We start from the raw sequence: 20411 nt of genomic DNA, 5'->3' as shown, positions 1-20411 counted from the left end.
ACAGCGCCATCAACTCGCTTTCCGGCGCCGGCGCGCGGCGCAAAAAACGCTTTGCAAACAACTGCTTGCGGCTGTTTTCAAGCGCGCGCGGCGGGCTTGCTCACATTTGGCGCGGCGGCACGGCCAGATAGCCGAACACGGCGGCGCCGATGCGATAGGCCAGGTCATCCACATCGCGCTCGCCACGCTCGCCGGCGGCATCGGTCATGCCGCGTATCATCGCCGCCAGATCGTCGGCGACCAGGCGCCTGCGCGGTTCGTCGTCGCACAGGTGGGTGGGCGCGCCGGGCTTGGCCAGCATGGCCGACAGCACCTGGCGGAAGTTCGATCCATCGCCAAGCGCGGCGCGGAATTCGGGTCGCGCCTCCTCCTGATCCAGCAGGCGGGCCAGGTTGGGACGGGTCAGTTGCTGGCGCGCGGACAGGTCGACCAGGCTGGCGAGCGCCTCGCGGCAAGTCGGCAGCGCCTGCGCGGCGACCAGCGCCTCATGGAACTTGCGCTTCTCGCGCAGCACCAGGGCCAGGGTCAAGGCATCCTTGCTGGGAAAATATTGATACAACGAGCCGACACTGGCGCCGGCGCGGCGTGCGACCGCGTTGGTGTTGAAGCCCTCCAGGCCATCGGCCTCCAACACCAAAGCGGCGGCCTCCAGCAGCGCGTCGACGGTGTGGACGGCGCGGCGCTGGCGCGGGGCTTTACGGATTTGCAGAGCGGACAAGGCAGGTTCTCAAGCAAAGATGCGTGCGGCCGTGGACCGCACGCAAGCACACCACGTCTTACTTGACGGTGATCTTGATGTCCTTGGCCATGCCAGGACCGTAGGACTGGTGCAGGCCGTTAGCGAACTGCATCGACAAGGTGTAGGTACCCGGCGGCAGCTTGACTTCGGTCTCGGTCTGGCCCTTGCCGAAGTGGATGTGATGCTCGTCGGCCGGCACCACCTCGCCCGCCTTGACCGGCGCGGCATTGATCAGCAAGTGATGGTGGCCGGTGTTGGCCGTCATATCGCCGGCCGGCTTGACTTCCATGCCGCTGACGGCGAACTTGACCTTGAACGGGCTGGTGACGGTGGCGCCATCGGCCGGCTCAACGAACGATACCGATTGCTGGGCGTACGCACTGGCGCCCAGGGTCAGGAAGGCTGCTGCGGCAATTATTTTTTTCATCATAGGGAATCTCCGGGTTAGTCGTTTTTAATCACAATGCTAGGGAACTTACTGGTCATATCCTTGGCCTTCTCCGAGACCTGCACTGCAATCTTGCGCGCGATATCCTTGTAGATGGCGGCCACCTTGCCGTCCGGCTCGGCCACCACGGTCGGCTTGCCGGAGTCGGCCTGCTCGCGGATGGACAAGGTCAGCGGCAGCGCGCCGAGGAACTCGACATTGAAATCCTTGCACATCTTGGCCCCGCCGCCGGCGCCGAAGATTTCCTCCGCGTGGCCGCAGTTGGAGCAGATGTGGGTGCTCATGTTCTCGACGATGCCCAGGATCGGAATGCCGACCTTCTCGAACATCTTCAAGCCCTTGCGCGCGTCCAGCAGCGCGATGTCCTGCGGCGTGGTGACGATCACGGCGCCGGTGACCGGCACTTTCTGCGACAAGGTCAATTGTATGTCGCCGGTACCGGGCGGCATGTCGACCACCAGGTAATCCAGGTCGCGCCAGTTGGTCTGCTCCAGCAGCTGCTGCAGCGCCTGCGTGACCATCGGGCCGCGCCACACCATCGGCTCGTCCGGATCGATCAGGAAGCCGATCGACGACACTTGCACGCCGTAATTCTCCAGCGGCTCCATGGTCTTGCCGTCCTTGGTCTCCGGCCGGCCGGACACGCCCAGCATCATCGGCTGCGACGGGCCATAGATATCGGCGTCCAGCAGTCCGACCGAGGCGCCCTCGGCGGCCAGCGCCAGCGCCAGGTTGACGGCGGTGGTCGATTTGCCAACGCCGCCCTTGCCGGAGGCCACGGCAATGATGTTCTTCACGTTGGGCATGAGCTTCAGGCCACGCTGCACGGTATGCGAGATAATCTTGCTCGACACGCCCACGCTGACGTTGCCAACGCCCGGCAGCGCGCGCAGGCCGGCGATGACGGCGGCGCGGATGCCATCAAACTGGCTGCGCGCCGGATAGCCCAGCTCGATATCAAGGGAGACATCGCCGCCCTCGACCTTCAAATTCTTCACGGCCTTGCCGGTCACATAGTCTTTCGTTGTATTTGTGTCAACGATCTTGGACAGCGCGGCTTTGACGTCTTCTACTGTGATGCTCATGTAACTCTCTCCGTAAAATGTGCCCTCATTCTAGCGCATCGCGCCGGAAAACCCCTCGAACGTGCGCAGTTGCGGCTTCCACTGTTAAAATGTTCTTTTTCCACCCACAAAGTGCATCAACCATGACCCGCAAGCTGTTCGTCACCACTGCCCTGCCCTACGCAAACGCCGCTTTCCATATTGGCCACATGATGGAGTACATCCAGGCCGACATCTGGGTCCGGTTCCAGCGAATGCAGCGCGACGGCGACGCCCAACGAGTCGTGCACTTCGTCGGCGCCGACGACACCCACGGCACGCCGATCATGATCGCGGCCGAAAAGGAAGGCATCACGCCGCAGGAATTCGTCGCCAAGATCGCCGCCGGCCGCGCCCAGTACCTGGACGGTTTCCACATCGCCTTCGACAACTGGTATTCCACCGACTCGCCGGAAAACGTCGAACTGTCGCAGGGCATCTACCGCAAGCTGCGCGATAACGGCCTGATCCAGACCAAGATCGTGCCGCGCTTCTACGACCCGGTCAAAGGCATGTTCCTGGCCGACCGCAACATCAAGGGCGAATGCCCGACCTGCCACGCCAAGGACCAATACGGCGACAACTGCGAAGTCTGCGGCGCGGCCTACCAGCCAACCGAGCTGATCAATCCGTTCTCGGTGTTCACCAACGCCACGCCGGTGCTGAAGGATTCGGAACAGTACTTCTTCAAGCTGTCCGACCCACGCTGCTACCAGTTCCTCAAGGACTGGCTGAACACGCCCGGCCGCTTGCAGCCGGAGATGGTCAACAAGGTCAGCGAATGGCTGGGCGAAGCCGGCGAAAAGCTGGCCGACTGGGACATCTCGCGCGACGCGCCCTACTTCGGCATCCCGATTCCTGACGCGCCAGGCAAGTTCTTCTACGTGTGGCTGGACGCGCCGGTCGGCTACCTGGCCAGCCTGAAGAACTACTGCGAGAAGAAAGGCATCGACTACGAGGCGCTGCTGAAGGATCCGGGCACCGAGCAGATCCACTTCATCGGCAAGGACATCGTCTCCTTCCACCTGCTGTTCTGGCCGGCCATGCTGAACTTCGCCGACCATCCGGTGATCGACAAGCTCAAGGTCAACGTGCACGGCCACCTGACCGTCAACAATGAAAAAATGTCCAAGTCGCGCGGCACCGGCATCTCGCCGCTGCGCTACCTGAACCTGGGCATGAACCCGGAATGGCTGCGCTACTACATCGCCTTCAAGCTCAACTCCAAGGTGGAAGACCTGGACTTCACCGGCGACGATTTCGTGGCCCGCGTCAACAGCGATTTGATCGGCAAATACGTCAACATCGCCTCGCGCTGCGCCGGCTTCATCGCCAAGAAATTCGACGGCAAGCTGGCCTCGTCGCTGTCCGAAGGCGCGCAGGGCTGGATCAAGCGCGCGCTGGTCACCGCTGACGGCGTCGAGCGCCAGGCCAGCATCGCCGCCAATTTCGAGGCACGCGAGTTCGGCAAGGCGCTGCGCGAGATCATGGAAATCGCCGACATCACCAACCAGTACGTCGACGAGAACAAGCCGTGGATCCTGGCCAAGGACGACGCCAAGCTGGCCGAGCTGCACGACGTTTGCACCACCGCGCTGATCCTGTTCCGCCAGCTGACCATCTTGCTGTCGCCGGTGCTGCCGGGCGTGGCCGCCAACGTGGCCAAGTTCCTCAACGACGATCAATTGGTATGGGCCGACACCGACGTCGCCAGCGGCGTGGTATCCAGCGCCATGCTGGGCCGCACCATCGGCACCTACGCGCACCTGATGACGCGCGTCGACGCCAAGATGATCGAAGACCTGTTCGACGCGCCGGCCCAGCAAGCCGCGGCGGCCGCCGCTCCGGCAGCCGCCGCCAAGCCAGCCAAGCAAGCAGCCGCCGCGCCAGCCGCGCCGGCGCTGCCGATGCCGGAAGGCGTGGAAGAACTGGCGCCGCAGATCAGCATCGACGACTTCGTCAAGATCGACCTGCGCGTGGCCAAGATCGTCAATTGCGAACACGTGGACGGCTCGGACAAGCTGCTGCGCCTGACCCTGGACGTGGGCGAAGGCCGCCTGCGCAACGTCTTCTCCGGCATCAAGTCGATGTACCAGCCGGAAGAGCTGGTCGGCAAGCTGACCGTGATGGTCGCCAACCTCGCGCCGCGCAAGATGAAGTTCGGCGTGTCCGAAGGCATGGTGCTGGCCGGTTCTGCCAAGGACGAGAAAGCCAATCCAGGCATCTACATCCTCAACCCGTGGCCGGGCGCAGAGCCAGGCATGCGCATCCGCTAAGGACGTGGGCATGAACATCGTGGTTCGGGAAGCAAGGAATGACGATGCCCAGCTGATTGCCGAGCTCACGCGCGCCGCGTGGGCCGGCAAGGTCAGCGTCACCTCCAGTGGCCACCGCGAAACCGCCGTCCACGTCGCAGACCACCTGCGCGACGGCGGCGGTTTTATCTTGCTGGTCGATGAAAAGCCGGTAGGTTCGGTGCGCTGGCTGCCGCTGGACGCCGAGCCGGACGTATGGGAAGTGTGCCGCATGGGCGTGCTGCCCGAGTATCGGGGCAGCAACCTGTCGCAGCATTTGCTGGAGGCCGTGATCCACCACGGCCTGGCCAGCGGTGTCGAAGAAGTGCGGCTGGCCGTGCGCAGCGACCAGCCCAAGCTGATCGACTTCTACAGCGCCTTCGAATTCGAACTGGCCGAAGAACTCGAATACACGCACGCCAACCCGATGGAGCCGCCGCCGCTGGTGATGCGGCGCTCCCTCAAGTTTTAGTTGTAAAGACTAGTTGTAAATTCCGCAGCCGAGGATCACGTCGTCCACCCGCTCGACGTAGGTGCGCTTGCCGTCGATCTGGCCGGTGGCGGGATTGGGCCACTTGTAGTCGACCCAGCCCTTGCCTTCCTTACCCATCCCCACCGCCAGAATGTCCTTGATCAGGAATTTGCCGTCGGCATCCTTCATCTCCTTGACGTTTTTGCCCACCAGCTTGACGTTGGCGCCGTTGGCCAGCTCCACGCCGTCGCCATTGGCGCCGAAGGCGAAGATGTACAGGTCCTTCTGAATGAACTGCCCCTTGGGATTATTGAACTCGGCCAGTGCTTTCTCCTTGCCGTTCTTTTTCATGAATTCGGCGGCCTTCTTGACCATCGCCACCGCTTCATCGGCCGTGCCCTTCTCCGCCGCGCCGGCGCCCGCGTTGATCAACAGCGCCATGCAACCCACCATCAGGTACTTCAACAGGTTCTTCATTTTCCCAACTCCTTGGATTAACAACACGAACGTCGATTATTCGATGCCAGCCAGGCCAGCACCGGGCCCACCACATCCGCCGCGCGGGCGATGACCGCCTCGGTAACGCACCACGGATACGGCAGCGAGGCCACCCATTTCATCATTGCCACTGACCTTGTCCGTCATCGCCACCATCCACTCGCCGCTGAAGGCGAAGGCCCCAGGCAAAAAGTATAGGCGTTCTCGTAGCTTTGGCCGAAACGGCGTACCAAAATCTCGGCAATGGCGTCGCGTCCCTGCGACAGTGGCGGGTGGGCGCATGATAGCCGGCCTAGAAGACGTGGCGGATACCGAGGTTCAGGCCACGATTACCGGTGCCGCCCTCGATCGCGCTGCCGACCGTGTAGCCCGCGCCGTTCTTGTTGCGGATGTAGGCGTACACGCCGTACAAGTCCGTGCGCTTGGACAGGTAGTAGCGATACCCCGCCGCCAGCTGCTCCGCGTCCTGATTGAAGCTGGTCTTGTCGTTCTTGCGGATGTAGGAACCGATCCACGTGCCCATCCCCTGCGGCACGGTCACGCCCAGCAGCACCACGCTGCTGTCGATCGACGGCGTCGGCGCCACCGCGTAGCCGAACGGATTGTTCAGGTTACGCGGCAAGGCGCTGTTCATGCCCTTGTCCACGCCGTACGCGAAGTGCGCCTTCGCCACGCCGAAGTCGTACAACGCCGTCAGCACGGTGTTCTTTGCGCTGCTGTTGTTCTTCACGGTGGCCGTATCGTTGTTGCGGTTGTGATGCGCCAGGCGCACCACCAGCGGGCCGTTCGCGTAACCGACCGCGCCGCCGAACTGGCGCTGCGCCGTGCTGTCGCCCGCGACTTCGCCCACGCCGTAGACCACTTCCGCGTTGAAGCCGTTCACCACCGGCGACGCGTACTTGACCGCGTTGTCCATGCGGCTGGCGCTATTGCCGGTGGACGCCATCAGGTTCTTGGTGTCGCCCGCCGTGCCGGAGCCGAACGGATCGACCGCCGCCACCGCCAGGTATTGCGGCGTGTACTGGCGGCCCAGCGTCAGCGTGCCGGCCGACTTGCTCTGCAGGCCGACGTAGGCCTGGCGTCCGAACAGCAAGCCACCCTGCCCCATCGCGCCGGTATCGGCCTGGAAGCCATTCTCCAGCAGGAAGATGGCGGACAGGCCGTCGCCCAGGTCCTCGGTGCCCTTGAAGCCCAGCCGCGATCCGGACTCCACGCCGCTGGTCAGCTTGGTGCTGGAAGCCGCCGCGCCAACGCCGCCGCTCTCGCGCACCACCGCCATGTCGACGATGCCGTACACCGTCACGTTGGATTGAGCGGCCGCCGTTACAGCCAAGGTGCCCAGCGCCAGCGCAAATATAGTTTTTTTCATTATGTCCCCATTGTTCAGGCTCTGGAATGAGAGACGGGATAACGAGCCCTGGCCATCCCGCCCTTTAAATTATTTTATGCCGAAGCCGCCGCCGCCCGGCGTCTCAATTGCGAAAACGTCGCCTGCACGCATCACTGCCGTATGCGTGGCGCCGAATTCCTCGACCGATCCGTCGCCACGCTCGACCCAGTTGCGGCCCAGCGCTCCAGGCTCCGCGCCCTCCAGACCGAACGGCGCGATGCGGCGGTGGCCGGCCAGGATGTTGGCCGTCATCGCCTCCAGGAAGCGGATGCGGCGCAAGGCGCCATCGCCGCCGCGCTGCGCGCCCTCGCCGCCGCTGCCGCGCCGGATCGCGTGCGTTTCCACCAGCACCGGGAAGCGCCATTCCAGCACCTCCGGATCGGTCATGCGCGAGTTGGTCATGTGGGTCTGCACCGCCGCCGTGCCATCGAAGCCCGGCCCCGCGCCGGAACCGCCGGCGATGGTCTCGTAATACTGGTGCTCTTCGTTCCCGAAAGTGAAGTTGTTCATCGTGCCCTGCGAGGCCGACATCACACCCAGCGCGCCATACAGCGCATCGGTGACGTACTGCGACACTTCCACATTACCCGCCACCACCGCAGCCGGATAGCGCGGGTTGAGCATCGAGCCTTCCGGGATGATGAGGTTGAGCGGTTTCAGCACGCCCTCGTTCATCGGGATGTCGCTGTCGATCAGCGTGCGGAACACGTACAGCACGGCCGCCTTGCAGACCGACAGCGGCGCGTTGAAGTTGGTCGGACGCTGCTCGCTGGTGCCGGTGAAGTCCACCGTGGCGCTGCGGCTGGCGTGGTCGATGGTCAGCTTCACCTTCAGCACCGCGCCGTCGTCCATCTCGTAGGCGAAGCTGGCGTCGCGCAGGCCTCCGATGGCCTTGCGCACCGCCGCCTCGGCGTTGTCCTGGACGTGCTGCATGTAGGCCAGCACCACGTCCTCGCCGTAGCAGGACACGGCCTTCAGCAGCTCGTTGGCGCCGGTCTCGCAGGCGCCCAGCTGGGCGATCAGGTCGGCGATGTTCTGGTCGATATTGCGGCTCGGCCAAGGACCGGCGCCAAACAGCCCGCGCACCAGCGGCTCCAGGAACACGCCCTTGTCGACGATCTTGATGTTATCGAGCAGGACGCCCTCTTCCAGGATGCTGGTGCTGTTCGGTGGCATTGAGCCGGGCGTGATGCCGCCGACGTCGCCGTGGTGGCCGCGCGCGGCGACGTAGAACAGCGGCTTGTCGCTGTCGCCATACACCGGGCAGACGATGGTGATGTCCGGCAGGTGGGTGCCGCCGTTGTAAGGCACGTTGAGCACATAGGCGTCGCCCGGCGCCATCGTGGCCGCGTGCTGGCGGATCACGCACAACACGCTGTCGCTCATCGAACCCAGATGCACGGGAATGTGCGGCGCGTTGGCGATCAGGTTGCCGTGGCGGTCGAAGATGGCGCAGGAGAAGTCCAGCCGCTCCTTCATGTTGACCGAGTAGGCGGTGTTCTCCAGCGTGGTGCCCATCTGCTTGGCGATCGCCATGAACAGGTTGTTGAAGATCTCCAGGTGGATCGGATGCACGGCGGTGGTCATCTTGTGCGCGCTGCCGGCGGCTGCGGTGCGCTCCAGCATCAGCGTATGGTCGGGCAGCACGTGCGCGGTCCAGCCGGCGTCCACCACGGTGGTGGCGATCTCCTCGCGGATCAGCGCGGGGCCGGCCACGCGGCTGCCCACCGGCAGCTCGGCGCGCACATGCAGCGCGATCGGCACGGTCTGGCCATCGACGTAGCTGTAGACGCGGCCCGCCGCATCCCCGCCACCGCCGGCCGGCACTTCGATGACGAAGTCCGCGCCATCGCCCGTGCCGATCGCTTCGGCGGACACCGATTCGATCACCAGCGGCTGGCCTTCCATCACGAAGCCGAAGCGACCGCGATACAGCTCAGCAAAGGCCTCGCTCATTTCGGCCATGCTGGCCAGCGGGATGACGAAGGCGGAATCGCTGTCCTCATACTTCAGCCGCGCGCACAGCTCAACGCGGATGTCCTCCTGCGCGACCTGCTGCTCCAGCAGCTCGGTGGCGGCGTCGCGCGCCAGGGCCACCAGTTGCGGCCCCAGTTCGGCCAGCGTGGCTTCGCTGAGCGGCTGCTCGACCGCGCCTTCGCGCATGGCGCGGATGTCGGCCAGGCCCATGCCGAACGCGGACAGCACGCCGGCAAATGGATGAATCACGATCTTGGTCATGCCCAGTACATCGGCCACGCGGCAGGCATGCTGCCCGCCGGCGCCGCCGAAGCAGCACATGGCGTAGCGGCTGACGTCATAGCCGCGTTCCACCGAAATCGACTTGATCGCCTGCGCCATGTTATCGACCGCCACCGCGAGGAAGCCGTCTGCCACGGCGGACGGCGACAGCCGGGTGCCGGTTTCGCGGGCGATCTGCTCGGCCAGTTCGCCGAAGGCGCGCACCACCACGTCGCGGTCCAGCGGCTGGTCGCCATTGGGGCCGAACACGTGCGGGAAGTGCTCCGGCTGGATACGGCCCAGCATCACGTTACAGTCGGTGACGGTCAGCGGGCCGCCCTTGCGGTAGCTGGCCGGCCCAGGATTGGCGCCCGCCGATTCCGGGCCGACCTTGAAGCGGCCGTTCTCGAAGCTGCAGATCGAACCGCCGCCCGCAGCCACGGTATGGATATGCATCATCGGCGCGCGCACCCGCACGCCGGCCACCACGGTCTCGAACACGCGCTCGTAGGCGCCGTCGTAGTGGGCCACGTCGGTCGACGTGCCGCCCATGTCGAAGCCAATCACCTGTTTCAGGCCGATCGCCTCGCAGCTCTTGACCGCGCCGACGATGCCGCCGGCGGGGCCGGACAGGATCGCATCCTTGCCCTGGAAGCGGCCGGCGTCGGTCAGGCCGCCGTTCGACTGCATGAACATGATGCGCACATCGCCCGTATCGGCCGACACCCGCGACACATAATCGCGCAGCACCGGCGACAGGTAGGCATCCACCACCGTGGTGTCGCCACGGCCGACGATCTTCATCAGGGGGCTGACCTGGTGGCTGACGGATATCTGCGTGAAGCCCGCCTCCTCGGCCAGCGCCTGCAGCCGCTGCTCGTGCTGCGGATAGCGGTAGGCGTGCATCAGCACAATGGCGATGGCGTCGATGCCCATGGCGCGCAGTCCCACGAACTGGCCGCGCAGCCGCTCCTCGTCCGGCACCTCCAGCACCTCGCCGCGAGCGCCGATGCGCTCATCGATCTCGATCACTTTTTCGTAGATCAGGTCCGGCAGCTCGATGCGCATGGCGAAGATGTCCGGCCGGTCCTGGTAGCCGATGCGCAGCTGGTCGGCGAAGCCGCGCGTGATCGCCAGCGCGGTGCGCGCGCCCTTGCGCTCCAACAGCGCGTTGGTGGCGACGGTGGTGCCCATCTTGATCACTTCGATCTGCTCGGCCGGCAGCGGATCTCCGGTCTTCAGTCCGAGCATGTCGCGCATGCCCTGGGTGACGGCGTCGTCGTAGCGCTCCGGGTACTCGGACAGCAGCTTGTGCGTAACCAGCTTGCCGTCCGGGCGGCGAGCGACGATGTCGGTGAACGTGCCGCCACGGTCTACCCAGAACTGCCAGCGAAGTTGTTGGGCGGGGATGTCGTTTTTCATGGTCTTACCTCTAATTTCAAGATTCAAGTTGTTTGCCGGCGGTTTCGGGCAGCGTCAGCGCGGCCAGGATCATCACGCCGTACGCGGTGCCTGCAAATACGCCGATCGCCTCGCCCAGCGCCATCGACTGGCTGCTCATGCCGATCATCAGCGGGAACAGCGAGCCGATGGCGCGGCCCATGTTGTAGCTGAAGCCCTGGCCCGAACCGCGTATCTCGGTCGGGAACAATTCGGTCAGGAAGGCGCCCATGCCGCTGAACACACCGGACACGCAGAAACCCAGCGGGAAGCCGAGGAACAGCATCACGCTGTCCGTCACCGGCAGCCGGGTGTAGGCCAGCGCGATGCACAGCGAACCGGTGGCGAACAGGATGAAGTTCTTCTTGCGGCCCAGGTAGTCGGTCAGGAAGGCGCTGACGATGTAGCCCACATACGAGCCGACGATCACCATCGCCAGGTAGCCGCCGGTGCCCAGCACCGTCAGATGGCGCTCGGTCTTCAGGAAGGTCGGCAGCCAGGTGGTGATGGCGTAGTAGCCGCCTTGGGCGCCGGTGGTCAGCAGCACGGCGCGCAGCGTTGTGCTCAGCATCTTGGGTGCGAAGATTTGGGCGAACGAGGCGCGGTCCGCCGGCGCCACCTTCTTCTGCTGCGCCACGAACACCTCGGGCTCGTCGACAAAGCGGCGGATGAAGATCACGAACAGCGCCGGCAGGATCCCCAGCAGGAACAGCGAGCGCCATGCCCATTCGGCCGGCAGCAGCGAGAACATCAGCGCATACAGCAGCGCCGACACACCCCAGCCGATCGCCCATCCCGCCTGCACCATGCCGACCGCCTTGCCGCGGTCCTTGGCGCGGATTACCTCGCCGATCAGGATGGCGCCGGCGGTCCACTCGCCGCCCATGCCGAAGCCCATCAGGCCGCGCGCCACCAGCAGCTGCGTGAAGTTCTGCGCCAGTCCGCACAACACGGTAAAGAAGGCGAACCACAGGATCGTCAGCTGCAGCGTCTTGACGCGGCCGATGCGGTCCGACAGGATGCCGGCGATCCAGCCGCCAGCGGCGGAGGTCAGCAAGGTGACGGTGCCGATCAAGCCGGCGTCGCCCTTGGACAGGCCCCAGGTGGCGATCAGCGTCGGGATCACGAAGCTGAGGAATTGCGTGTCCATCGCGTCGAGCGCGTAGCCGATCTTGCAGCTCCAGAAGGTACGGCGTTCCTTGCCGGTCAAGGCGTGGAACCAGGCGAAGAATCCTTCCGGCTGGGTGGTTGATAGTGCTCTGGTGTTCATGGTGGTCCCCTTTTGTCAGGTGTAGCACTCCCCTGCGGACGCGCTGTGCGGGTCCGTCGCGGGTGCTACTTTGGTTTTAAATCAGAACGCTGCTAAAGATGAATTCAGTATGTCCGTCACCAGCATGTAGCCCGGCTGATGGGTGATTACCAGCGGCAGGCGCGCGTGGCGTATGGCTTCCTGCGGCGTCACGCCGCATGCCCAGAAGACCGGTATCTCGTCCGGCATGATCTCGACCGGATCGCCGTATTCGGGCCGCGCGATGTCGGCGATGCCGATCAGCGACGGATCGCCCAGGTGCACCGGCGCGCCATGCACGGCCGGATAGCGGCTGGTGATCTGGATCGCGCGGATCGCATCGGCCGCCTTCATCGGGCGCATCGACACCACCATCTCGCCGCCGAACGGGCCGGCGGCCTGGTTGCGGATATTGGTGCGGTACATGGCGACGTTGCGGCGCTGCTCGATGTGGCGCAGCTTGATGCCGGCCTCGATCAGCATTTGCTCGAACGAGAACGAGCAGCCGATCGCGAACACCACCAGGTCGTCGCGCCATACATCGTGCAGCGCGTGGGTTTGCGATGCCAACTGGCCACCGCGATAGACGTTGTAGCCCGGGACGTCGCTGCGCAGGTCCATGTCGGCGCCCAGGCGCGGCACGTTCCACTGGCCAGGCTCGCCCACCGCCAGCAGCGGGCAGGCGCGCGGATTGCGCTGGCAGAAGAGCAGGAACTCGTCGGCGTGCGCCTGCGGCAGGATCACCAGGTTAGCCTGGGCGTATGGGCCGCAGTAGCCGGAGGTCGGCAGGCGGAACTCGCCGCTGCGTACCTTGTGACGTAATTCGAGTGGGGTCATTGGATGGCTCTCTGTCAAATCATGAATAACTTGCATGAGTTAAGAATAAACTTGAATACCCCTACACGCTATCTAGTTATTTTTGCTGTTGTTGTATAGTTTTTCTTACCACTCTGCGCTATCTTGGTGCGTCAGGTTAAGGTATTCTTGTTTGCCATGAACACCCGCTTCCTGGAGACCTTCGTCACCCTCGCCCAATTGCGCAGCTTCCGCGCCACAGCCCGCGCGCTGCACGCGACGCCGGCCGCCATCTCGCTGCGCATCAAGACGCTGGAAGAGGAACTGCAAACGGAGCTGATCGACCGCACCAGCAAGGACTTCCGCCTGACCGCCAACGCCGAGTACCTGCTGGCCCACGCCAAGGCGGTGGTCGACGCCACGCGCCGGCTGATGGCGGCGGCGCAGAAGGACAGCGCCATCCGCGGCCGCCTGCGCGTGGGCGTGATCGAATCGGTGGTGCACAGCTGGCTGGCACAGTACATCCGCGAGTTGAACACCATGTATCCGGAGCTGGAGGTCGACCTGACCGTCGACATGAGCAATGTGCTGGAGCGTCGCCTGCGCGCGCGCGAGCTCGATCTGGTGATCCAGGTCGAAGGCGTCGAGAGCAGCGATATCGTCTCCGAAGCGCTGGCCGTGTATCCACTGCACTGGATCGCCCGCAAGGGACTGATCGACACGCGCAAGGAAGGCCTGAACCAGCGCCTGCTGGCCCTGCCCATCCTGACCTTCGGACGCGGCACCGCGCCGCAGCGCATGATCGAGGAAATCGTCAGCAAGATGGCCAACCTGGCGATGGTGCCGCTGGAGCAGACGCGCATCACCTGCTCGCCGTCGGTGGCGGCCATTGTGCAGCTGGTGAAGGATGGCTACGGCGTGGCGGCCATCCCCAGCCTGTTCGTGGTCGACGCGCTCAAGAACGGCGAGTTCATCGAACTGCCGGTGCAGCCGGAGCCGCCGGCCATCATCGTCTCGATGTGCTTCCACTCCAACGCCGAGATGCTGGTGCACGCCGCCGCCAACGCCGCCCGCCAGTCCTGCGCAGGCTACTGCGCACAGATCGATCCCCGCTACATCAAGTCGCTGGGCTGAGTTCACGTCCCGCCGAATGCACAACAGTAAAACTACTGGGGTGCGCGTGCGCGCGCGTTTTTGAACTACTATTTTCCTTCCGCCGGCGGCCCCTCAAAACGACAACGGAGACAATCATGGCCAACCACATCAAGCGATTGGTGTCGCACGTATTCGTCTGTACGATCCTGCTGGCGGCGGCTTGCTTCGCGCAAGCGGTGACGGCCGGTCCTGGCACCTGGAGCGCACAGCAGACCTGGGCCGCCGACAGCGTCAACGGCGGCAATCTCACCGGCTACTTCTACTGGCCGGCCTCGCAGCCCACGCTGGGCGGCAAACGCGCGCTGGTGCTGGTGCTGCACGGCTGCCTGCAGACGGCAAGCGGTGACGTGATCGACAGCGCCAGCGATGGCGGCTTCAATTGGAAGGCGATGGCCGATCAATATGGCGCCGTGATCCTCGCACCCAACGCCACCGGCAACGTCTACAACAACCACTGCTGGGACTACGCAAACACTACCCACACGCGCACTGCTGCCGGCCATGACGCCATCCTGCTCGACCTGGTCAGCCGCTTCGTCAACGATCCGCAGTACGCCATCGATCCCAAGCAGGTCTATGTGACGGGCCTGTCGTCGGGCGGCGGCGAGACCATGGTGCTGGGCTGCCTGGCGCCGGACGTCTTCGCCGGCGTCGGCATCAACGCCGGCCCGCCGCCGGGCACCACCACCGCGCAGATCGGCGCCGTGCCGTCGGGTTATACCGCCACCACGGCGGGCAATCAATGCAAGGCGATGGCGGGCGCCAACGCCAGTGCTTTCGCCACGCAGATCGCCGGCGCCATCTGGGGCACTTCCGATTTCACGGTGGCCCAGGCTTACGGGCCGATGGACACGGCCGGCATCCGCCTGGCCTACGGCGGCAGCTACAGCAAGGGTAGCGCGGTGTCCGTTGCAGGAGGTGGCAGCAACATCCCCTACACCGACAGCAACGGCAAGCTGCGCACGCACGAGATCACGGTGACCGGCATGGGCCACGCCTGGCCGGCCGGCAGCGGCGGCCAGAACACGAATTTCGTCGACAGCACCAAGGTCAACTACCCGGCGTTCGTGATGGATTTCTGGTTCAAGAATAATCTGCGTGCGTCGTCGGTGGCGGGGCCTGTGATGACTTCGTGCGGCACCACGGTGGTCAGCGGCAGCGGCGTGACCATCAGCGGCGCGGCCACGGCCAGCGGCGCCGTCGCCAGCTATGCGGTGCAGCTGAACGGGCCGACCGCGATCAACGATGCGATGGCCGGCAGCGGGGCAAGCTTCAGCAAGAGCTACAACGTGGCCAGCGGGTACTACACGGGCAGCGTCACCGCCACCGACACGCTTGGCCAGGTGTCGACCGCGTGTCCATTGGCGCAGTTCCTGGTCGGCAGCGCGCCGGTGCTGCCGCCGCCGACGGGACTGAGCGCCGGTACGCCAACCTCCAACGCCGTGGCGCTGGCCTGGAACGCCGTCAACGGCGCCACCGGCTATAACGTATATCGCAACGGCGGCAAGTTGAACGCGTCGCCGTTGAGCGCCACCAGCTATACCGCGACCGGTCTGGCAGCAAGCACCGGTTACAGTTTCGCCGTGTCGGCGGTTGGTTCGGCTGGAGAGAGTGCGCTGTCGGCCGCAATCAACATTACCACCGCGCCGGCGTGGAGTTGCACCGCCGTCAGCGCCAGCAACTACGCCCATGTGCACGCGGGCCGCGCGCACGACAGCGGCGGCTACGCGCTGGCCAATGGCTCCAATCAGAACATGGGGTTGGACAATCTGTTCTTCACCACGATGCTGGCGCAGACGGCGGCAGGCTACTACGTCATCGGCGCCTGTCCCTGAGGCGCGTGGCCTTACAACGCGAGCGTGATGGCCACGCTGCCGGCGGCGGGAACGGCGGAGCACAGCAGCACCTGCCCCGGTGCGATGTCGGCGGCACAGGCGCGGGTGTATTCGACCTCGCCTGCGATCAGGCCGACCACGCAGGCGCCGCACTGGCCCGAGCGGCAGCTTGATTCGGCCGGCACGCCCTTGGCTTCGGCCAGCGCCAGCAGGTTGTCCGCGCCGCCGTCCCACATCGCCGTCATGCCCGACTGCGCGAATTGCACCGCTACCGGCGGGCCGGCACGCACCGCGGCGTTGGCGGCCGGTTTGGCATCGCGGCGCACGCTGGCCGGGCCGAAGGCCTCGAAGCGTATGCGCGCATCGGCGACGTTCAGGCTGCGCAGGCCGTCGTACATCTGCTGCATGAACGCAGCCGGGCCGCACAGGTAGAAATCATAGTCGTCAAATGGCAGCTGGGACTTCAGCCAATCGATGTCGATACGGCCGCTGCTGGACTGCCAGTTGGCGATGTCGCTGCCCTCACCGTTCTCGCCGCTGTAGCGTATGTGGACATTGAGGTTGCGGTGGCCCGCCGCCATCGTTTGCAGATGCGCGGCAAACGCATGCTCATCGCGATTGCGCGCGCCATGGAAGAAGTGGATGGCGTGCCGATGGCGCGTACGGCTGCCGTTCACCAGCAGGCCGTTCAGCATGGCGATCATCGGGGTGATGCCGATGCCGGCCGACAGCAGCACCGCCGGACGCCGCGTGCCCTGCTCGAAGACGAAATCGCCCCCAGGCCCCAGCAGCTCGATGCGCGCGCCCGGCACCAGATGGTCGTGCAGCCAGCCGGAGACCGCGCCGTCGCGCTTGACGCTGATGCGGTAGCGGCGGCCGTTGGGCGCGTCGGACAGCGTGTAGCTGCGGATGCGCTGCGCGCCCTCGCCACCGGCCGGCGCGCGCAGCGAGATGAACTGCCCCGGCACATGCGCCGCGACCGCCATGCCATCGGCCGGCTCCAGGTAGAACGATTGCACGGTGGCGCTCTCGCGCACCACCTCGGCGACGGTATAGGGCCGCCACGCGCTGGTCAGCGCCGCAGCTTGCAGTACGCGGTCCGCCTCTTCCCAAATGCCGGTGCGCGCCACCTGCGCGGCCGGCTTCGGCGCGCTCCAACGGAACGGCAGCGCGCCCACATTGCGCACCACCTCGCGCACATGAAAGCGCAGCAGCTGCTCGGCGCCGGCGAAGGCCCGCAACTGCGCGCCTTCCCAGATGATCTCCGCCTCCACCGCCACATGCAGCATGTCGCCGCGCTCGAAGTCGATGAACAGCAAACCCGCGCGCGGATGCGCGAGCAGATTGCCCATCGTGTTGAAGAAGAAGTTGCCGACAAATTCGGGCGACGTCAGCGTGCGCTCATCGTCGATCCGCACAAAACCTGGCCTGCCGCCGCGATGCGACACATCCACGCCGCGCCCCGCCTCGGTCTCCAGGTTGGCGCTGGCGATGAAGAAGGTATCGGCGCGGGCGATCAGCTCGCGGTCCTGCTCACTCAATGCATCCGCGCGCAGCACCTGCGGCGTGGGCACGGCCGGCACCAGCGTCTGCAAGCGGTCCTGGATGTACTGAGGGCAGTTGCCGAAGCTCTGCGTCACCGCCATCTGCATGCGGCCCCCGTCCATCGCGGCGATCACGCCGTTGACGCGGTTGCGCCGGCGGGTAGTGGGAACCAGCCCCAAGCCACCGATGTGGGCGCCCACGCGCAACTGCCCTTGCAGCGGATCGCCCGCCAGCATGCCGCCATCGATGCGCAACGTCCGCTCATCGGGCGTCGAAATAAAACCGGCGTCGTTGACCAGCATGGTGGCCCACGGCTGCCCCGCCTCATCGAGCGCGCCGAGGAAGAACAGCGGCAGCTCGCCAAAAAACTGGCGATGCTGGTCCGGCATGTAATCGCGCACGCCGGCACTGCCGGCGCCCGCCATCTGTTCGCGCACGCCGACCCGCTGTTGGATGGCCAGTTCACCCGCATGGAACGGCGAGACGCTCATGATGGCCTCCGCTTAAATGGTTTCGGGCGCCAGGCCGCAGGCGGTGGGCTGCATCGGCACGAAGCCCGGCAGCGCGCGCACATTGGCCAGCCAGGCGCGGATGTTCGGATAAGGCTTGAGCGACACGCCGCCTTCCGGCGCATGCTCGATGTAGCTGAAAGCGGCGACATCGGCGATGGTGGCATGCTCGCCGAGCGCAAAGCGGCGTCCGGCCAGCTCGACCTCCATCGCGTCGAACAGCCGCACTGCGATGGCCTTGGCGCGCTCGTGATCGAACGGCAGGCCGAACGCCACCACCAGCCGCGCCACGCACGGGCCGTAGGCGATCTTGCCCGAGGCGTTGGACAGCCAGCGCTGCACCGTGGCCGCCGCCACCGGTTCGCGCGGCAGCCAGCGGCCGCTGTCATCGTACTTGGATGCCAGGTAGACCAGGATCGCGGTCGAATCGGGGATGGTTACGTCGCCGTCTTCCAGTACCGGCACTTCGCCGAAAGGGCTGCGCGCCAGGTGCTCGGGCGTGCGGTTCTCGCCGGCGCGCATGTCGAGCTGGACGAATTCATACGGCAAGTTCAACAGGCTGAGGAACAGGCGCACGCGGTGGGTGTGGCCGGAAAGGAGGGAGCCGTATAGTTTCATGGTGAATGTCCTGTGACGTTGGATAGTCTGGCCAGTATATTCAGCTACAATCGTGCCGATAAGCTGGACAAAACCGGACACTCAGTTCACCCTAAGTGGACAATCATCTTCACCACCCTGCCATGGCCGATTTAAGCACCGTCAACCTGAACCGCCTGATCACCTTCGTCGCCGTGGTGGACGCCGGTTCGCTGACGGCCGCCGCCGAGCGCCTGGGCCTGGCGAAGTCCATGGTCAGCAAGCACATGCAGCTGCTGGAGGCCGAAGTCGGCGTCGCCCTGCTGCTGCGCTCGACCCGCAAGCTATCCCTCACCGAGGCCGGCCGCGCCTTCTACGATTCCAGCCGCCAGCTGTTGCTGCAGGCCGAACAGGCCATCGAACAGGCCCGCAGCGGCCGCGCCGTCCCGCAAGGCACGCTGCGGGTGGCGGCGCCCATCGACTATGGCGTGATGGTGGTGGCGCCGGTGTTGTCGCAGTTGCGGCTGCGCTATCCGGCGTTGAAGGTCGAACTGGTGTGCGGCGACAGCCTGATCGACCTGATCGCCGAGGGCATCGACGTCACGGTCAGGCTGGGCAAGCTGGCCGATTCCGGCTACATGGCGGCGCGCGTCGGGCGCATGGTGCGCCTGCTGGTGGCCAGCCCGGACTTCGTGGCCCGCCACGGCATGCCGGCCGATCCGCAGGCGCTGGCGCCGCTGCCGTATATTTCGTTGACGGTGCTGCGCCAGCCCAACGTCTTCACGCTGGTGGACCAGGCCGGCAACCACAACGAGGTCAGGATGCGCAACATCGTGTTCTCGACCAACACCGCCCCCGCCTGCCGGGCCGCCGCGCTGGCGGGCGACGGCGTGCTGCGCGCGACCTGGTTTTCGGTGAAGGAGGACGTGGCGGCCGGCCGCCTGCTGCGGCTGCTGCCCGAGTGGTCGCTGCCGGAGGGCGACATCCACGCGGTGTTCCCGGCCACGCCGCACCTGCCGCAAAAGGTGCGCGTGTTCATCGACGCGCTGAAGGAAGCGGCGGGCGACTAGCGTGCGGCTATCGCGATGGCGAACGGCGACGGCGCAGGCGCGCCACCAGCGCAGCCGCCGCCACCGCCGCAAAGCCGAACCACAGCCACGTCGCCAGCACCGACGGCGGCTTGCGCTCGCTCGGCGCGGCGGCGTCGCGGAACGAGGCCGGCAGCACGCGCGGCGCCACCGGGACGATTTTCCAGTCCGCGTGGTTGGCTGGCGCGCGCTGCTGGTATTCGTGCAGCGACATCACCGGCTCGCTGCCAAACGCGCGTGACGACGGGAACTGCGGTATCCGCACGAACAACAGCGCTTCCAGATCCTGGCCCAGTTGCGCCTCCAGCTGCTCGCTGCCGGCGCGGCCCGGCACAGCCAGGCGCGTCAGCAAATCCTCGGCGATGGTGTTGAAGGCCACGAAGGGCAGCAGCTCGGTACGCTCGGTCTTGAGGTAGTCGTAGGCGCTCTGGCCGCTGGCGAGGCTGACCTCCTTGAAGGCCATGTACGGCAAGGCCACCGCCGCCTTCAGCGGGCTCTCGCCGCCCAGGCGCGGGATCTTCCAGCCCAGCGTGCGCAGCGTTTCGACGTTGATGCCGGCGCAGTTGGTGCTGGCGTGGCGGTAGTGGAAATCCTGCCGGTAGAAATGGTTGAACACCCGGCTGATCGCCTCCTGGTACAAGGCCGGCGCTCGCTGGTCCTTCAGCACGGCCACCAGCATGTAGGACGGCCGGTACCAGGCCTGGCCGCTGTTGAGGTCCCCCATGTAGGCGTCCATCGGCAGGATCGAGGCGACGATGCCTTTTTCGCTGACCGAGGCCAGGCTGTAGAAATTGTTCACCAGCCAGTTGTCCCATTCGCCGGCCGGGCCGAAGCGGCCGGTGGCGACGGCGAAGTGGCCGCCGTAGGATTCATCGTCGTCGCCCTGCGCGCCGTTGAGCATGAAGGCCAGCACCGGCTTGCCGGCCAGCGGCAGCGGCGCGCGGCCGCCGTCGCGCCGCCACAAGGTCCGGCTGTCGAATGGCGCGGTGGCGCCGCCA

General features: G+C 65.6%; 17 protein-coding genes. 5 read left to right on the top strand and 12 right to left on the bottom strand.

The window, feature by feature from the left end; translation table 11 throughout:
• Window positions 1-100 precede the first annotated feature (100 nt).
• From GTP90_RS17105 to apbC, 3 genes are read right to left on the bottom strand one after another with little or no spacing between them, the layout of a single operon-like run.
• Window positions 101-718, bottom strand: a complete 618-nt coding sequence (locus tag GTP90_RS17105; RefSeq protein ID WP_161084689.1) for a TetR/AcrR family transcriptional regulator — start codon at window positions 716-718, stop codon at window positions 101-103.
• 58 nt (window positions 719-776) lie between these two features.
• Window positions 777-1169 carry a DUF4399 domain-containing protein gene (locus tag GTP90_RS17100; RefSeq protein WP_175048122.1) on the bottom strand — a complete coding sequence of 131 codons (393 nt, stop codon included), beginning with the start codon at window positions 1167-1169 and terminating at the stop codon, window positions 777-779.
• A gap of 14 nt (window positions 1170-1183) precedes the next feature.
• The gene (apbC, locus tag GTP90_RS17095) at window positions 1184-2272 is read right to left on the bottom strand and encodes an iron-sulfur cluster carrier protein ApbC (RefSeq protein WP_161084688.1); all 1089 of its coding nucleotides are present in this window, start codon (window positions 2270-2272) and stop codon (window positions 1184-1186) included.
• A gap of 122 nt (window positions 2273-2394) precedes the next feature.
• Here apbC and metG point away from each other — a divergent pair, with 122 nt between their 5' ends.
• Complete coding sequence (gene metG, locus GTP90_RS17090; RefSeq protein WP_254451907.1) at window positions 2395-4566, top strand: methionine--tRNA ligase; 2172 nt, start codon at window positions 2395-2397, stop codon at window positions 4564-4566.
• Window positions 4567-4576: 10 nt separating this feature from the next.
• Window positions 4577-5056, top strand: a complete 480-nt coding sequence (locus GTP90_RS17085; protein ID WP_161084686.1) for a GNAT family N-acetyltransferase — start codon at window positions 4577-4579, stop codon at window positions 5054-5056.
• A gap of 9 nt (window positions 5057-5065) precedes the next feature.
• On the opposite strand, the gene GTP90_RS17080 is transcribed toward GTP90_RS17085, so the two are convergent.
• From GTP90_RS17080 to GTP90_RS17060, 6 genes are all read right to left on the bottom strand, one after another.
• Entirely contained in the window at window positions 5066-5533 is a 468-nt protein-coding gene (locus tag GTP90_RS17080; RefSeq protein ID WP_175048121.1) for a cache domain-containing protein, read from the bottom strand.
• A gap of 17 nt (window positions 5534-5550) precedes the next feature.
• Window positions 5551-5685 carry a hypothetical protein gene (locus tag GTP90_RS37320; protein WP_256369109.1) on the bottom strand — a complete coding sequence of 45 codons (135 nt, stop codon included), beginning with the start codon at window positions 5683-5685 and terminating at the stop codon, window positions 5551-5553.
• Window positions 5686-5846: 161 nt separating this feature from the next.
• Window positions 5847-6923 (bottom strand): porin, encoded by a 1077-nt coding sequence (locus GTP90_RS17075; RefSeq protein ID WP_161084685.1) that lies wholly within the window; start codon window positions 6921-6923, stop codon window positions 5847-5849.
• A gap of 69 nt (window positions 6924-6992) precedes the next feature.
• Window positions 6993-10604 (bottom strand): hydantoinase B/oxoprolinase family protein, encoded by a 3612-nt coding sequence (locus tag GTP90_RS17070; RefSeq protein WP_161084684.1) that lies wholly within the window; start codon window positions 10602-10604, stop codon window positions 6993-6995.
• Between the two features lie 16 nt (window positions 10605-10620).
• A complete protein-coding gene (locus GTP90_RS17065; protein ID WP_161084683.1) occupies window positions 10621-11892 on the bottom strand; it encodes an MFS transporter in 1272 nt (423 codons plus the stop codon).
• Window positions 11893-11973: 81 nt separating this feature from the next.
• Window positions 11974-12747: a putative hydro-lyase gene (locus GTP90_RS17060; RefSeq protein WP_161084682.1), complete on the bottom strand. Its 774-nt coding sequence runs from the start codon at window positions 12745-12747 to the stop codon at window positions 11974-11976.
• A 156-nt stretch (window positions 12748-12903) separates the two neighbouring features.
• On the opposite strand from GTP90_RS17060, the gene GTP90_RS17055 reads away from it, so the two are divergent.
• Both GTP90_RS17055 and GTP90_RS17050 read left to right on the top strand, forming a co-directional pair.
• Window positions 12904-13839 carry a LysR family transcriptional regulator gene (locus GTP90_RS17055; protein WP_117013642.1) on the top strand — a complete coding sequence of 312 codons (936 nt, stop codon included), beginning with the start codon at window positions 12904-12906 and terminating at the stop codon, window positions 13837-13839.
• A gap of 116 nt (window positions 13840-13955) precedes the next feature.
• Window positions 13956-15695 (top strand): extracellular catalytic domain type 1 short-chain-length polyhydroxyalkanoate depolymerase, encoded by a 1740-nt coding sequence (locus GTP90_RS17050; protein WP_161084681.1) that lies wholly within the window; start codon window positions 13956-13958, stop codon window positions 15693-15695.
• Between the two features lie 11 nt (window positions 15696-15706).
• Here GTP90_RS17050 and GTP90_RS17045 read toward each other — a convergent pair whose 3' ends face one another.
• Both GTP90_RS17045 and GTP90_RS17040 read right to left on the bottom strand, forming a co-directional pair.
• Entirely contained in the window at window positions 15707-17731 is a 2025-nt protein-coding gene (locus GTP90_RS17045; protein WP_161084680.1) for a 2Fe-2S iron-sulfur cluster-binding protein, read from the bottom strand.
• Between the two features lie 12 nt (window positions 17732-17743).
• The gene (locus GTP90_RS17040) at window positions 17744-18367 is read right to left on the bottom strand and encodes a glutathione S-transferase family protein (protein WP_161084679.1); all 624 of its coding nucleotides are present in this window, start codon (window positions 18365-18367) and stop codon (window positions 17744-17746) included.
• 122 nt (window positions 18368-18489) lie between these two features.
• Here GTP90_RS17040 and GTP90_RS17035 point away from each other — a divergent pair, with 122 nt between their 5' ends.
• The gene (locus GTP90_RS17035; protein ID WP_161084678.1) at window positions 18490-19395 is read left to right on the top strand and encodes a LysR family transcriptional regulator; all 906 of its coding nucleotides are present in this window, start codon (window positions 18490-18492) and stop codon (window positions 19393-19395) included.
• A gap of 7 nt (window positions 19396-19402) precedes the next feature.
• Here GTP90_RS17035 and GTP90_RS17030 read toward each other — a convergent pair.
• On the bottom strand, window positions 19403-20411 hold a 1009-nt coding region (locus GTP90_RS17030; RefSeq protein ID WP_217431992.1), incomplete at its 5' end, for a hypothetical protein.

The organism is Duganella vulcania (assembly GCF_009857655.1).
Taxonomy (GTDB): domain Bacteria; phylum Pseudomonadota; class Gammaproteobacteria; order Burkholderiales; family Burkholderiaceae_D; genus Rugamonas; species Rugamonas vulcania.
The sequence above is the reverse complement of the archived record's forward strand: the minus strand, read 5'-3'. Positions and strand labels throughout refer to the sequence as shown.

Coding starts and splice junctions, on each gene's coding strand:
- GTP90_RS17085 (WP_161084686.1), top strand. CDS start 4,577: ATGAACATCGTGGTTCGGGAAGCAAGGAATGACGATGCCCAGCTGATT.
- GTP90_RS17075 (WP_161084685.1), bottom strand. CDS start 6,923: ATGAAAAAAACTATATTTGCGCTGGCGCTGGGCACCTTGGCTGTAACG.
- GTP90_RS17065 (WP_161084683.1), bottom strand. CDS start 11,892: ATGAACACCAGAGCACTATCAACCACCCAGCCGGAAGGATTCTTCGCC.
- GTP90_RS17070 (WP_161084684.1), bottom strand. CDS start 10,604: ATGAAAAACGACATCCCCGCCCAACAACTTCGCTGGCAGTTCTGGGTA.
- GTP90_RS17050 (WP_161084681.1), top strand. CDS start 13,956: ATGGCCAACCACATCAAGCGATTGGTGTCGCACGTATTCGTCTGTACG.
- GTP90_RS17080 (WP_175048121.1), bottom strand. CDS start 5,533: ATGAAGAACCTGTTGAAGTACCTGATGGTGGGTTGCATGGCGCTGTTG.
- metG (WP_254451907.1), top strand. CDS start 2,395: ATGACCCGCAAGCTGTTCGTCACCACTGCCCTGCCCTACGCAAACGCC.
- apbC (WP_161084688.1), bottom strand. CDS start 2,272: ATGAGCATCACAGTAGAAGACGTCAAAGCCGCGCTGTCCAAGATCGTT.
- GTP90_RS17100 (WP_175048122.1), bottom strand. CDS start 1,169: ATGATGAAAAAAATAATTGCCGCAGCAGCCTTCCTGACCCTGGGCGCC.
- GTP90_RS17040 (WP_161084679.1), bottom strand. CDS start 18,367: ATGAAACTATACGGCTCCCTCCTTTCCGGCCACACCCACCGCGTGCGC.
- GTP90_RS17035 (WP_161084678.1), top strand. CDS start 18,490: ATGGCCGATTTAAGCACCGTCAACCTGAACCGCCTGATCACCTTCGTC.
- GTP90_RS17060 (WP_161084682.1), bottom strand. CDS start 12,747: ATGACCCCACTCGAATTACGTCACAAGGTACGCAGCGGCGAGTTCCGC.
- GTP90_RS17055 (WP_117013642.1), top strand. CDS start 12,904: ATGAACACCCGCTTCCTGGAGACCTTCGTCACCCTCGCCCAATTGCGC.
- GTP90_RS17045 (WP_161084680.1), bottom strand. CDS start 17,731: ATGAGCGTCTCGCCGTTCCATGCGGGTGAACTGGCCATCCAACAGCGG.